At 67.0% G+C, this 12,642-nt stretch carries 11 protein-coding genes; 6 read left to right on the plus strand and 5 right to left on the minus strand.

Annotated features, from left to right (window positions below; translation table 11 throughout):
- Nucleotides 1–889 precede the first annotated feature (889 nt).
- Nucleotides 890–2,266, plus strand: a complete 1,377-nt coding sequence (locus KHO41_RS02335) for an MFS transporter (protein ID WP_211951700.1) — start codon at nucleotides 890–892, stop codon at nucleotides 2,264–2,266.
- Between the two features lie 6 nt (nucleotides 2,267–2,272).
- Here KHO41_RS02335 and KHO41_RS02340 read toward each other — a convergent pair whose 3' ends face one another.
- A complete protein-coding gene (locus tag KHO41_RS02340; protein ID WP_211951939.1) occupies nucleotides 2,273–3,700 on the minus strand; it encodes an aminotransferase-like domain-containing protein in 1,428 nt (475 codons plus the stop codon).
- A gap of 272 nt (nucleotides 3,701–3,972) precedes the next feature.
- Between KHO41_RS02340 and KHO41_RS02345 the strand changes: the two genes are divergently transcribed.
- Genes KHO41_RS02345 through KHO41_RS02365 form a run of 5 tightly spaced genes read left to right on the plus strand, consistent with a single transcriptional unit; the run spans nucleotide 3,973 to nucleotide 8,012 of the window.
- Nucleotides 3,973–5,565 (plus strand): cbb3-type cytochrome c oxidase subunit I, encoded by a 1,593-nt coding sequence (locus KHO41_RS02345; RefSeq protein ID WP_211951701.1) that lies wholly within the window; start codon nucleotides 3,973–3,975, stop codon nucleotides 5,563–5,565.
- Between the two features lie 13 nt (nucleotides 5,566–5,578).
- Nucleotides 5,579–6,256, plus strand: a complete 678-nt coding sequence (locus tag KHO41_RS02350) for a cbb3-type cytochrome c oxidase subunit II (RefSeq protein ID WP_211951702.1) — start codon at nucleotides 5,579–5,581, stop codon at nucleotides 6,254–6,256.
- Complete coding sequence (locus KHO41_RS02355; RefSeq protein ID WP_244873686.1) at nucleotides 6,219–6,821, plus strand: c-type cytochrome; 603 nt, start codon at nucleotides 6,219–6,221, stop codon at nucleotides 6,819–6,821. Before KHO41_RS02350 ends, KHO41_RS02355 begins: the two co-directional genes overlap by 38 nt.
- On the plus strand, nucleotides 6,821–7,447 hold the full coding sequence (locus KHO41_RS02360; RefSeq protein WP_211951703.1) for an SCO family protein: 627 nt from the start codon (nucleotides 6,821–6,823) through the stop codon (nucleotides 7,445–7,447). Before KHO41_RS02355 ends, KHO41_RS02360 begins: the two co-directional genes overlap by 1 nt.
- Nucleotides 7,434–8,012: a hypothetical protein gene (locus KHO41_RS02365; RefSeq protein WP_211951704.1), complete on the plus strand. Its 579-nt coding sequence runs from the start codon at nucleotides 7,434–7,436 to the stop codon at nucleotides 8,010–8,012. The genes KHO41_RS02360 and KHO41_RS02365 overlap by 14 nt, the downstream gene beginning before the upstream one ends.
- Nucleotides 8,013–8,024: 12 nt before the next feature.
- On the opposite strand, the gene KHO41_RS02370 is transcribed toward KHO41_RS02365, so the two are convergent.
- From KHO41_RS02370 to KHO41_RS02385, 4 genes are all read right to left on the minus strand, one after another.
- Nucleotides 8,025–8,558 (minus strand): DUF934 domain-containing protein, encoded by a 534-nt coding sequence (locus KHO41_RS02370; protein ID WP_211951705.1) that lies wholly within the window; start codon nucleotides 8,556–8,558, stop codon nucleotides 8,025–8,027.
- On the minus strand, nucleotides 8,551–10,257 hold the full coding sequence (locus KHO41_RS02375) for a nitrite/sulfite reductase (RefSeq protein WP_211951706.1): 1,707 nt from the start codon (nucleotides 10,255–10,257) through the stop codon (nucleotides 8,551–8,553). Before KHO41_RS02375 ends, KHO41_RS02370 begins: the two co-directional genes overlap by 8 nt.
- A gap of 131 nt (nucleotides 10,258–10,388) precedes the next feature.
- Nucleotides 10,389–10,952: a YcbK family protein gene (locus tag KHO41_RS02380; RefSeq protein WP_211951707.1), complete on the minus strand. Its 564-nt coding sequence runs from the start codon at nucleotides 10,950–10,952 to the stop codon at nucleotides 10,389–10,391.
- Nucleotides 10,949–12,613, minus strand: a complete 1,665-nt coding sequence (locus tag KHO41_RS02385) for a L,D-transpeptidase family protein (protein ID WP_244873687.1) — start codon at nucleotides 12,611–12,613, stop codon at nucleotides 10,949–10,951. The genes KHO41_RS02380 and KHO41_RS02385 overlap by 4 nt, the downstream gene beginning before the upstream one ends.
- Nucleotides 12,614–12,642: the final 29 nt, after the last annotated feature.

Below are 12,642 nucleotides of genomic sequence, written 5' to 3' on the forward strand. Positions count from 1 at the left end.
GCCATCAATTCCACGGCGGCAGTCATTCAAACGGCTTTGGACGCCAGCGATGGTGGTCGGCCGTTCCAACCTGCTAACGCTATGTGAGTCAGAACCTGTGCCTCGCGCGGCACGGCTTTTGGACGATCCCCAAGACGGACTCGGGTACAGCGTTTCAACCAGGTCAGCGGTGGGACGCCTTCGGCTGCGCTGCGCGCACGTCGTTGTCTGGGGGCAAGCTCGTCAGCGTCGCTGGCGCCCAGGTTCGTCCGAGGTCCTTTCTCTACTTCGCGCATGCCATGCGGGGGCATCGTCACCGAGGCTTGGTTTGCCGTGAGCCTGTATGCTCAGACTTGAGCTCTGCGCGCAGCGCAGCCGAAGGCGATCACACGATATCGCTCGCAGCAGGGGCCACAGACGCTTGCAGGGCTCGTTCAATCAGCGCCGTAATCCCACCCACGGTCATGCCCCACGCGGCAGGCAGCGTAACTCACTCTGAAGCCCATACCCGTACAACACCCTCAGCACACTACGATAAAAATTCGCCCCTTTGGGGCAACCAAAACGCGTTTTTGGTTACTTTTGTCGCTCGGACAAAAGTGACTCGCCGGCTACGCCGGCGAAACAGCAGCGCCCGCCAAGAGCGATAACCCCTCCCCCACCAGAATGCCCCCCACCGGCCACACTCATGTATACCCTAACTGAATGGCTCCCAACCCCTCCACCATTCACCCCGCCCCAACACTGACGCGCCTTTGCGACCGATACCTGCAAGGTATTCATCAAATACCCATTCAGTGTTGGACTGTCCTTCCAGACCACTCCTATTCTCCACGCCAGAAGACGTGCCGCCGGCAACGTCGCGATCCCGACGCCAGAAGCGGGACCCTTGGACGACAGGAGACAGGTAGTGAGACAGATCGATGTGTATGCGGTGGCGGACGGCGCCACCTTCAACCGCTTCCATGCAGGCGTGCTGTTCTGGTGCGCGCTGATCATCATTTTCGACGGCTATGACCTGGCAGTGGCCGGCATTGCGCTGCCGGCCATCATGAAGGACATGGGGGTGTCGGCGACGCACGCGGGCTTCATGGTCAGCTCGGCGCTGTTCGGCATGATGTTCGGGGCCATCTTCCTCGGCACGATTGCCGACCGCATCGGCCGGCGCAAGGCCATTGCCATTTGCATCCTGCTGTTCAGCGTGTTCACCGCCGCGGCGGGCCTGACCCATGATCCGATGGTGTTCGCCGCGAGCCGCTTCCTGGCCGGGCTCGGGATCGGCGGCGTCATGCCCAATGTGGTGGCGCAGATGACCGAGTACTCGCCGCGCCGCATCCGCGGCACGCTGGTGACGCTGATGTTCAGCGGCTATTCCGTCGGCGGCATGCTGGCCGCGCTGCTCGGCAAGCAACTGCTGGAGCAGTACGGCTGGCAGTCGGTGTTTCTGGCGGCCGGTGCGCCGGCGCTGCTGGTGCCGCTGATCCTCAGCAAGCTGCCCGACTCCATGCCTTTCCTGCTGCGCACCGGACAGCACGACGCCGTGCGCAAGATCCTGCGTGCGATCGACCCGGCGCGTCCCTGCCGTGACGACGACCGCCTCGTCCTGCCGGACGCCTGCGCAGGCGGCAAGGCCGCCGTGGGCGAGCTGTTCCGCGAAGGGCGCGGCTTCAGCACGCTGATGTTCTGGCTGGCCTTCTTCATGTGCCTGTTCATGGTCTACGCGCTCAGTTCGTGGCTGACCAAGCTGATGGCGTCGGCCGGCTACAGCCTGGGCTCCGCGCTGACCTTCGTGCTGGTGCTGAACATCGGCGGCATGTTGGGTGCCATCGGCGGCGGCTGGCTGGCGGATCGCTTCAGCATCAAGTACGTGCTGATGGCCATGTACGCGCTGGCCGCGGTGTCGATCGCGCTGCTCGGCTACAAGGTGCCCACGCCGGTGCTGTTCCTGCTGGTGGGCCTGGCCGGTGCATCGACGATCGGCACGCAGATCGTTACCTATGCCTATGCGGGGCAGTTCTACCCGGTGGCTGCGCGTTCGACGGGCATCGGCTGGGCCTCGGGCGTGGGGCGTGCGGGCGCCATTCTCGCGCCGATCGTGATCGGTGTGCTGGTCGGCATGGCGTTGCCACTCGAGCAGAACTTCCTCGCCATTGCGGTACCCGCTGTGGTGGCCGTGCTGGCGGTCGGGGGCATCGACCATCGGCGTGCCGCATCGGTGGGCGCTGCGCCGTCTGCACAGGCCGTGCCGGCGCCGAAGGGCTACGCCGCTTCCCGCGCCGAGGGCTGATCCCCGTTACGGCCGCGTGCCGGCCACCGCGCCGGCCAACCGGCCCAGCGTGGCCAGCGCGGTTTCGGCACGCTTGTCCCACTCGTGTCCGTAGTTGAGCCGCAGGCAATTGCGGAAGCTGTGCCGCGCCGAGAAGATCGGCCCCGGCGCGATGCTGATGCCGTGCGACAGCGCCAGCTGTTGCAGCGCCAGCGTGTCGGTGCCTTCGGGCAGTTCGATCCACAGGAAATACCCGCCCGCCGGGCGCGTGGCGCGCGTGCCGGGCGGGAAGTGCCGCGCCACTGCCTGCGCCACGGCATCCTGCCGCAACATCAGCGCGTGCCTGAGCTGGCGCAGGTGCCGGTCATAACCGCCTTTTTCCAGATACGCCGCAATGGCCACCTGCGCGGGCGCCGAGCCGGCCAGCGTCGTGGTCAGCTTGAGCCGCGCGACTTCGCGCGCGAAGCGGCCCGGCGCGGCCCAGCCCACGCGATAGCCGGGCGCCAGACACTTCGAGAACGATGCGCAGTGCATGACCAGCCCGGCCTTGTCGAAGGCCTTGGCCGGTGTGGGCCGCCGCGTGCCGAAGTAGAGCTCGCCATAAACGTCATCTTCGATCAGCGGTACCTCATACCGCGCCAACAATTCGACTAGTGCCTGCTTCTTCGCATCGGGCATCAGCGAGCCAAGCGGGTTCTGGAAGTTGGTCATGAGCCAGCACGCCTTCGGGCGGTGCCGCTGCAGCGCCTGCTCCAGCGCACCCAGCTCGATGCCCTCGCGCGGATGCGTGGGCACTTCGATGGCAGAGAGGCCGCAACGCTCCAGCGCCTGAAGTGCCGCGTAAAACGTCGGGCTTTCGATCACCACCGCATCGCCGGGCCGCGTGACGGCCATCAGGCAGAGGTTCAATGCCTCCAGCGCGCCGTTGGTCACGACGATCTCGTCGGCCTGCACGGTCAGCCCGTCGGCCAGGTAGCGCAGCGCGATCTGGCGGCGCAGGTTTGCATTGCCGGGCGTGAGGTCGTCGACACTGGCCCACGGGTCGAGCTTCTGCACGGTCGTGGCCATGGTCTTGGCCAGGCGCTGCATCGGGAACAGCAGGGGGCTTGGGAACGCCGAGCCGAACGGGACCACGTCGCGCCGCATGGTGGATTCCAGCACCTTGAAGACCAGTTCGCTGACATCGACCGGGCCGGATTCCTGCACCGGCGCCGATGGCGTTTCCGCCTCCGGCGCCAGCTGGCGCGAGCCCGTGGCCACGTAGTAGCCCGACCGCTCGCGCGCGCGGATCAGGCCCCGCGCCTCGAGCAGGTAGTAGGCCTGGAACACGGTCGACTGGCTTACGCCGCGGCCGGTGCTGGCCTGGCGGACCGACGGCAGCCGATCGCCGAGGCGCAGCACGCCGGCATGGATGGACTGGGCGATGTCCTCCGCCAGTTCTTCATAGCGGGTCATCTGCCGGGGGGCGCCTGTCATCTGATCTTGTCCTTTTCTAGGTTTCATCAACTGTAATGGATGCAGGCAGTCCCCACAAACCTGGCCACAGGCTCGGGCCCTGTATTGGGAAATTCAGGCGGCACTGCGACAAAACGTAGCACGCCGGCAAGCACTGCTCCGGTAATTTCCGCCAGTTTTGCTGCTGTTGCACCAGAGTTGGCCCCTCTAGCATTGGCCGGATAATTCCCCGGAAGCAGCCCCCACATGCTTCCGATTTGCCCCCGAATGCCATGGACCCCACAAGCCTGCTGCTGCTTACCTTCCTGCTCTCGATCGGCGGCCTGTTCGCCTTTATCTGGTCGCTGAGGAAGGGCCTGTTCGACCTGGAGTCGAGCGGCGCCCGGACCATCTTCGCGAGCGGCGAGGTCGGCCGGCCCGAAGACCCCTCGGGTGTGAGCGCGACGATGGCCGCTGACGCCGACCTGGCCGAGGAGCTCGCTGCGCGCGCCGAAGCCGACCGATCCAGCGCCTTGCCGGCCCTGTTGCTGCTTAGCTGTGCCGTGGTCTGGCTGGTCGTGGCGTCGGCCGCCGGGCTGGTCAGCTCCCTCAAGCTGCACCTGCCGGACTTCCTGACGAGCCAGGCGTGGCAGACGTTTGGCCGCATGCGCGTGCTGCACCTGAACGCGGTGGCCTACGGCTGGGCGCCGATGGGCCTGCTGGGCCTGGCGATCTGGATGATGCCGCGCCTCTTGCGCACACCGTTGAGCGGCGGACGCTTCGCGCTGATCGGCACGCTGATCTGGAACGCGGGGCTTGTGGCCGGGCTCGGCGCCATTGCGAGCGGCATCAACGCAGGCATGGAATGGCTGGAGATCCCATGGCAGATCGGCCTGCTGTTCGCCGTGGGCGGCATGCTGATCGGCGTGCCGCTGGTGCTGATGCTGCAGCGGCGCCAGGTGCATCACCTCTACGTGTCGGTGTGGTACATGGGCGCGGCGCTGTTCTGGTTCCCGGTGCTCTACATCGTCGCCAAGGTGCCGGGCGTGCATTTCGGCGTGGAGCAGGCGACCATGAACTGGTGGTTCGGCCATAACGTGCTCGGGCTGTTCTACACGCCGCTGTCGATTGCCGCGGTGTATTACTTCCTGCCCAAGGTCATCGGCAAGCCGGTGCAGTCGTACAACCTGTCGCTGCTCGGCTTCTGGACGCTGGCGTTCTTCTATGGGCAGGTCGGCGCGCACCACCTGATCGGCGGGCCGATTCCCGGCTGGCTGATCACGCTGTCGATCGTGCAGAGCGTGATGATGATCATCCCGGTGGTCGCGTTCTCGGTGAACCAGCACCTGACGCTCAAGGGCCATTTCGGCGTGCTCAGGCGTTCGCCGACGCTACGCTTCGTGGTGCTCGGCGCGATCATGTACACGCTGGCGTCGGTGCAGGGCTCGTTCGAGGCACTGCGCTCGCTCAACGCCATCACGCACTTCACGCATTTCACCGTCGCACACGCGCACCTGGGCATGTATGGCTTCGTGTCGATGGTGATCTTCGGCGGCATCTATTTCGCCATGCCGCGTATCGTCGATGCGCCGTGGCCGAAGCCCGCGCTGATCGCCGCACACTTCTGGCTCGTCGTGGCCGGCTTCGCGATCTACCTCGTGACGCTGACGATCGGCGGCGTGCTGCAGGGCCTGGCGCTGCTGAATCCCGCGCGGCCGTTCATGGAATCGGTTGCGGTGACCTTGCCCTGGCTGCAGGGGCGCTCGATCGGCGGCGCGCTGATGACGCTGGGCCACCTTGTCTTTGCCTTCCACTTCGCGCTGATGGCGTTCCGTCCCGCCACGCTGCCGCAGCGCGATCGCATGGTTTCCGAATCCCTGGCCTGAACGACCGACGACGATGGAAAACGAACTCAAGCTCGTAGGCGGCGCGATGGTGACGCTGTCGCTGGCGACCTGCGCCATGATCGTGGTGCCGTTCCTGCAACTGAAGGATGTGCCGGCGCCAAAGGAACTCGCGCCTTACAGCAGCGCGCAATTGCGCGGCCGGCAAATCTACATGGCCAACGGCTGCATTGCCTGCCATACGCAGCAGCCGAGTTCCACGGGCGCCGGCATTGCCGATGCGCAGCGCGGCTGGGGCCGGCCGTCGGTCGCAGCGGACTATCACTACGACGATCCGCCGCTGCTCGGCACCATGCGCACTGGCCCCGATCTCTTCAATATCGGCGTGCGCCAGCCGAGTGCGGACTGGCACCTGGGCCACCTCTACCAGCCGCGCGCGTATGTGCCGGGCAGCATCATGCCGGCCTATCCCTTCCTGTTCGAGACGAAGGATAGCGACGCCGTCGGCAAGGACGACCGCGTGGTGTCGCTGCCGCCGGGCACCGCGCCGGCCGGCAAGACCATCGTGGCCACGCCGCAGGCGCTGGACCTGGTGGCGTACCTGACCGGCTTGCGCCATACCTATCCCGTTCTGACCCCGACCGAGGCGAGCGTGGCCAACGGCCTCGCACTTGCCGCCAGCACCAAGAAGAGCCATGCCCCAGATGAAGCCCGAGCCCAGCCACAAGACTGAACACGCCGACCCGCACGAGCAGCACAACCCGGTGCCGAAGATCGTGCTCGGCCTCGTGGCCGGGCTCGTGGTCTGGGCCGCCAGCTATATCTGGACCGAACGCGCGGACGGCCTTGCGCAGCTTGGCGATCGCCGCGACACGCGGGCACTCGCAGCCCAGGGTGCGGCCGGGGGCGCCCGCGTGGCCGATGGCAAGCAGCTGTTCGCCGCGAACTGCCAGGCCTGCCACCAGGCCACTGGGCAAGGCCTGCCCGGCGTATTCCCGCCGCTGGCGGGATCGTCGCTGGTGACGGGGGATCCGGTCGTGCTGTCGCAGATCGTGCTGCACGGCCTGACCGGGCCCATCGATATCCTCGGGGCGACCTACAACGGCGCGATGCCCGCCTTCGGCGAGCAACTGAGCGATGCCGAGCTGGCCGCGGTGCTCACGCATATCCGCAGCGAGTGGGGCAACCAGGCGCCTGCGATCGATGCAGTGGCCGTTGCCGCGGCCCGCAAGTGGAGTGCATCGCGCAAGGACCCGTGGCATAGCGACGAGTTGCACACGCTGGCCGGGGCGCAGTGATGACCGGCGGCTGGCGAGGCACTATCGTTGCGGCCGCCTTCGTCAGTGCGCTGTCAGTGATCGCGTTCGGCCATGCGACACGCGGCTTCCGTGTGGTGACGTCGGACGGCGCGAGGCAATTTGACCTGGCGCGTGCGCCGGTCGCATTGCCCGACGTGATATTGGCTGATGCCTCCGGGCATCGTGTCCGCTTGCGGGAGCCTGGCAACGCGCACCGGCAGACACTCGTCACGTTCATCTATACGCACTGCCTGACTGTCTGCCGCAGCAGTGCGTCCGGGCAGGCGTACCTGCAGGCGCAACTCGTCGCGCGCGGCCTTGCGGATCACTACCAGTTGCTGGCCATCAGCTTTGACCCGAGTCGCGACACACCCGATGTGCTCCGCGCCTATGGCCGCAAGCAGGGCGCCGATCCTGCCGTCTGGCGCATGGCCACCGTGGCTGACGCTGCGGACATGCCGGCGCTGCTGAAGGCGTTCGGCGTCGTCGTGCTGCCCGATGGCCGCGGCGACTATGTCCACAACGCCGCGCATTTCCTGATCGACGGGCAGGGCAGGCTGGCCCGCGCCTACGACATCGACCGGCCCGACGCGGTGCTGGCCGACATCGTCCATGCGCAGCGTTGAGCGGTCGGCATGGGTCTTGCTGCCCGGCATGGGGCTGGCCGCGCTCGCGCTGCTGCGTGGATGGCTGGAAGCATCCATGGTGCGGCATATGGCGATCGAGCTGCCGCTGCTGCTCGCGCTGGGTATCGTCGCTGCGATGTATTCGGGCGGGAACGCGCATGCTTTTGCACGCTGGAACCAGCGCGGCTTGCCCGGCCTGGTGGCCGCAACGGCTATCACCAGCTACTGGATGCTTCCTGTCGCGCTGGACCTTGCCGTGCTCGATCCGCGCTGGTCCGTCGCCAAGGTCGCAAGCATGATCGTGGCTGGCTTCGCGTGGCGTGTGTCGTGGCCGCGTGCGGGCGTCGTACTGCAGGCGTTCTTCGTGATCAACTGGAGCGCCATGACGCTGGTCGCGGGGCTGCTCTACCAGGACGCGCCGCAACAGCTTTGCAGCGTGTATCTGGCGGACCAGCAGGGCGCGGCGGGCCGCGCGCTGGTCGTCTTTGCCGTCGCGGGGCTGGCCGCCTGGATGGTGTCGTTGATACGCAGACTGGCCCGCGATGAAGCGGGTCTGCGGATCTGAAGGCTATGCGGGCTATGCGCGCGAAACGGGTGCCAGCGGCTTTCGGTAAGCGCGCTGGTAATGCACGGTGAACGACTTCAGCGCCGCGAGCGCGGCCTCGGGATCATGGCCGGGCTTGACCGCGAAACTGTCGAAGCCGCAGCGCGCGAGGTAGTGCACGGTGTCGATCATCACGTCGCCAACCGCGCGCAGCTCGCCATGCCAGCCGTATTGCGTGCGCAGCAGTTGCGCGAGCGAATAGCCGCGCCCGTCGGTGTAGACCGGGAAGTCGATGGCGATATGCGCGATGCCGGCCGGGTCGATCGTGTGCGCGCCAGGTTCGAGCAGCGCCTCGGGATCCGCATCGGACGGCAGATAGACCGCCACGGCATGCTGCCGCGTGCGCAGCTGGTGACGATGCGCTTGCCAGGTCTGCAGCGTGACCAGCCAGCCCGCGCTGTCGGGCGGCAGCGGCGCTGCGGTGCCATCCTCCGCGACGTGCGCCTGCCACGCGTCGGATTCCAGCGTGCCGTTGCGAATGACGTTGAGTTGCAGTGCGTCAGACACGGGCTGCCTCCGCTTGCTGACGGCGCGTTGCAATCACCGGGTTCTGGTAGACCGCAGCCTTGAACGGTTCGATACCGGCACGCTCGACCACGTCGATGAATCGCTCGGCTTCGCTGTCGCGCATGGCGATGTAGCTGTTGATCAGTTGCTCGACCACGTCGGGAATTTCATCGCGCGCGAACGATGGCCCGATGATGCGGCCGATCGCGGCTCCCGACGGTCCGCCCTGGCGTCCGCCGAGGGTGACCTGGTACCACTCCTCGCCGGCCTTGTCGACGCCGAGAATGCCGATATGGCCGACGTGGTGGTGCCCGCAAGAATTGATGCAGCCCGAGATGTTCAGGTCGAGTTCACCGATCTCGTAAAGGTAGTCGAGATCGTCGAAGCGCTGCTGGATGGCCTCGGCCAGCGGAATCGATACCGCATTGGCCAGCGAGCAGAAATCGCCGCCCGGGCAGGCGATGATGTTGGTCAGCAGCCCGATATTCGGCGTGGCCAGGTTCCACGTCTGCAGTTGCTGCCACAGTTCATGCAGGCGCGCGCGGCGCACGTCGGCGATGATCAGGTTCTGTTCGTGCGAGACGCGCAGCTCGCCGCAGCCGTACTGGTCCGCAAGGTCGGCTACGGCTTCCATCTGGTCGGCGGTGATATCGCCGGGCGGCGTGCCGGTCGCCTTCAGCGACACGGTGACGGCCGCGTAGCCCGGCACACGGTGCGCATGCACGTTGCTGCGCAGCCAGCGCGCGAAGCGCGGGTTGGCGGCGGCCAGCGCGGTGTTCGGATCGTCGTCGTGAGCGGCGGCAGCGTCGTAATCCGGCGTGGTGAAGCGCGTGGCGATGGCGCGCACAAAGTCCGCATCGACGGTATCGGGGCCGCCGCGGATGCGCTGCCAGTGTTCATCGACCTGCTGCGCGAAGACTTCCGGCGTGAGGTCCTTCACGAGGATCTTGATGCGCGCCTTGTACTTGTTGTCGCGCCGGCCATGCAGGTTGTAGACGCGCAGAATTGCCTGCAGGTAGGTGAGCAGGTCGGACCAGTGCACGAATTCGCCGATTTCCTTGCCGACCATCGGCGTGCGGCCCATGCCGCCCCCCACCCAGACGCGGAAGCCGGTTTCGCCGTCGCGTTCGACCGCCTGCAGCCCGATGTCGTGTACGCCCACCGCGGCGCGGTCGGTGCTGGCGCCACTGACAGCGATCTTGAACTTGCGCGGCAGGAACGCGAATTCGGGATGCAGCATCGACCACTGGCGGATGATCTCGCACCACACCAGCGGGTTCACGACTTCATCGGGCGCGATGCCGGCGAAGTGGTCCGTGGTGGTATTGCGGATGCAGTTGCCGCTGGTCTGGATCGCATGCATCTGCACCGTGGCGAGTTCGGCCAGGATGGCGGGCGCATCTTCCAAACGCGGCCAGTTGAACTGCATGTTCTGGCGCGTGCTGAAGTGGCCGTAGCCGCGGTCCCAGCGCCGCGAGATTTCGGCAAGCTTGCGCAGCTGGCGCGAGACCAGCATGCCGTAGGGAATGGCCACGCGCAGCATCGGCGCATGGCGCTGGATGTACAGCCCGTTCTGCAGGCGCAGGACACGGAATTCGTCTTCCGTGAGCTTGCCGCTCAGGAAGCGTGCGGTCTGGTCGGAGAACTGGGTAACGCGCTCGTCGACCAGTTGCTGGTCGGTGGAGTCATAGAGGTACATGGGGGCTGGTCTCGCATCGCTCTTGGGCCAGCCACGCCTGCTCGGCGTGGCACAGACTCAAGGCTAGCGATGGCCCCGGCGCGCGGACAGCAGCAGTTGCGCGCGATTTCTGCCGTAGCAGTGCGGCGCGGTCAGCCCCAGTGGCGCACGCGCCCGGTATCAATGTGCACGAAGTCCTCGCGCGCGTAGAAGCCGACGCCGCCCACGCCCAGCGACATGGCCGCATCGCGCAGGTCGGTCAGCGCAACACCGGGCAGGCGGATGTCGATCGCCTTGCCGTCCATATGCAGGCTGTGTTTTGCCACGCCGCCGCCGCCCGTGCGCCGCAGGCGCGCGTTGGTGACGGGGCTGCGATATCCCGAGATCACCTGAAACGGGGATTCGCTGCCGAGCGTGCGGCGCAGTTCGAATAGCAGCCCGAAAAGCTGCGGATCGATCACGCCGACCTGGCCGGAGTAGTGATCGCGCAGGAAATTGTTCAGCGTGGTCTGTGCCTGCGGCAGCACCTGGTCGCCAAGCGCAAACACCAGCGACAAGTGTTCGCCGGTATGCGTGTGGTCGAACGACAGACTGCGCGCGCCGGATACATTGGCCAGCGCCAGTTGCGGCGACAGCGCGGCCAGGCCGGCGCCGATCGCCAGGCCGCCGGTGTGTTGCAGGAAACGGCGGCGGGAGGGGGTGCGGGTGTGCTTCATATCGGGTTCTGCGTTGGCGCCGGGCGGCGAGAGGCATCCGGGGCATCTGGGGTGGCCGGTGCCGAGGCCGGCACGCTGGCGGGCCGGCGCGCGGTCTTCTCGCGCAGCGCCTGGTCCAGCAACTTGTCCTGACCGTAAATGTCAGGCAGGAAGTATACCCGGCCATCGGCGCGGGCAATCGCGGTGCCATAGGCAAGCACCACCGGCAGCGGCTGCTGCAGCGCCACGGTATTGGACTGGCCCTTGGTCATCGCCTGGCGAATACGCTCCTCGGTCCAGCCGGGCATGTCCTGCAGCACGAACTTCGCCAGCGCCACGGGTTCCTCGACCCGGATGCAGCCGTGGCTGAAGTCGCGCCGGTCGCGCTTGAACAGTTGCGGCGTGGGCGTGTGGTGCAGGTAGATGTTCTGGTTGTTGGGGAAGACGAACTTGATGTCGCCGAGCGCGTTCATCGGGCCGGGGCGTTGGCGGATGCGCATGCGCCCGTTCAGCACGGCGTCCAGGTTGGCGTCGGACAGCGTGGTGACAGCCTTGCCATTGGAGACGAACTCGAAGCCCTGCCGCGTGAAATAGGCCGGATCACGCCGCAATTTCGGGATGGTCTCCGAGCGCGCGATCGACGGCGGCACGTTCCAGTACGGGCTGAACTCGATATAGCGCATGTCCTCCTTGAACAGCGGCGTACGCGTGTCGAGCGCCTTGCCGACGATGACTTTCATCTCGAGCTTGATATCGAGCTTGCCGCCGCTGTAGTCATACGCGCGCAGCATGAACTCGGGGATGTTCACCACGATCATGCGCGGGCTGTCGGCGAGCGGGGTCCAGCGCAGGCGCTCCATGGTCAGCTCGATCTGCCGCACGCGCGCGGTCGGCGTGGTATTGAGCTGCGCCAGCGTGCCGGCGCCGATCACGCCATCCGCTTCGAGCCCGTGGCGTGCCTGGAAGGCCTTGACGCCGTCCACGACCGCGCCGCTATAGCGCTTGGGCGTCGGCGCATCGGCGGCCATGTCGCCAAGCACCTGCAGGCGCCGCGCCAGGTCCGCAAGCCCGCTATACGTCTGGCCGCTCGCCAGCTTGCCGCCGGGCAGGGCCGGCAACGAGCGGTCCCAGCCCGGTTGCGCGGCCAGCGTCCGGTAGTGCGCGAGCGCATCGCGCAGCGTGCCATAGAGCGGGAATGACGGCGCGGCCTCGCGGATGGCTTCGGGCACCCGGTGGCCGGCCACGGCGGCGCGCAGGTAACTGTCGGGCTCGAACGCCGCCGATGGCGGCGCCGTGAAATTGGCGTGCACCTTGCGCGGATCGACCCGGCCGCTGTGCAGGTCAGACAGGTAGCGCCGCATGGCGTCGCTGAGCGAGTTGTCGAGCTTGTCGATGGCCTCGGGAGCAGGCTGCGGGCCGGTGGCGGCTTCCGCAAGCGCGCGTTTCAGGCCCTCGGCATCGTAGTCCTGCGGCACCAGGCCATCCGCCTGCGCACCGGCCAGTGCGGACACCGCCTGCTGGGCGTCGGGCGTGGGGCGTCCGCTGGCGAACCATAGCGGCTGCGCGGCGGCGCTTGCGGCGCAGGCAAGCAGCCAGGCAGCGAGCGTGCCGCCGATCCAGTGACGGGCATGGGAGGCGGGTGTGGCCGACAGGCGCGTATCAGGCGTGGTGGCGGGTGTCATGGGGACGGGATTGGGGTGGCTTGCTGCCT

Source organism: Cupriavidus numazuensis (assembly GCF_905397435.1).
In the GTDB taxonomy this organism is placed as follows: Bacteria; Pseudomonadota; Gammaproteobacteria; order Burkholderiales; family Burkholderiaceae; genus Cupriavidus; species Cupriavidus numazuensis.

Coding starts and splice junctions, on each gene's coding strand:
- KHO41_RS02375 (WP_211951706.1), bottom strand. CDS start 10,257: ATGTACCTCTATGACTCCACCGACCAGCAACTGGTCGACGAGCGCGTT.
- KHO41_RS02360 (WP_211951703.1), top strand. CDS start 6,821: ATGACCGGCGGCTGGCGAGGCACTATCGTTGCGGCCGCCTTCGTCAGT.
- KHO41_RS02340 (WP_211951939.1), bottom strand. CDS start 3,700: ATGACCCGCTATGAAGAACTGGCGGAGGACATCGCCCAGTCCATCCAT.
- KHO41_RS02380 (WP_211951707.1), bottom strand. CDS start 10,952: ATGAAGCACACCCGCACCCCCTCCCGCCGCCGTTTCCTGCAACACACC.
- KHO41_RS02355 (WP_244873686.1), top strand. CDS start 6,219: ATGCCCCAGATGAAGCCCGAGCCCAGCCACAAGACTGAACACGCCGAC.
- KHO41_RS02350 (WP_211951702.1), top strand. CDS start 5,579: ATGGAAAACGAACTCAAGCTCGTAGGCGGCGCGATGGTGACGCTGTCG.
- KHO41_RS02365 (WP_211951704.1), top strand. CDS start 7,434: ATGCGCAGCGTTGAGCGGTCGGCATGGGTCTTGCTGCCCGGCATGGGG.
- KHO41_RS02385 (WP_244873687.1), bottom strand. CDS start 12,613: ATGACACCCGCCACCACGCCTGATACGCGCCTGTCGGCCACACCCGCC.
- KHO41_RS02345 (WP_211951701.1), top strand. CDS start 3,973: ATGGACCCCACAAGCCTGCTGCTGCTTACCTTCCTGCTCTCGATCGGC.